Raw genomic sequence first — 225 nt, 5'->3', positions numbered from 1 at the left:
GGTGCCCTCAATGAGCGGCGTATCCGCTTACAGCTATAGCCTTTTTTTTAACGCGCGCCGCAACGTGTCCTGGCTGACGACGTTACCTGTCTTCTCTTGAAACCTGGCATGGAGGACAGGCAGTTGATGGGGATACTCTTCAACCAATTGCTCTAACACAGCAAGATCACTCTCGCTGAGAAGATGGGGGCGTCCTTCGCGAGGCTTGTCTTGAAGACCTTCAAT

The 225-nt window shown here is 52.4% G+C and carries 1 protein-coding gene; it reads right to left on the bottom strand.

Going from position 1 to position 225, the window contains the following annotated elements; all coding sequences use genetic code 11:
- Positions 1-33: 33 nt before the first annotated feature.
- A partial coding sequence (locus tag ACT3TJ_RS18115) for a helix-turn-helix domain-containing protein (protein WP_444622853.1) occupies positions 34-225 on the bottom strand: 192 nt, incomplete at its 5' end.

The sequence above is a fragment of the Halomonas sp. AOP30-A1-24 genome (genome assembly GCF_052378165.1).
Classification (GTDB): Bacteria; Pseudomonadota; Gammaproteobacteria; order Pseudomonadales; family Halomonadaceae; genus Vreelandella; species Vreelandella citrativorans.
This window is presented reverse-complemented; position numbering and strand designations above follow the sequence as displayed.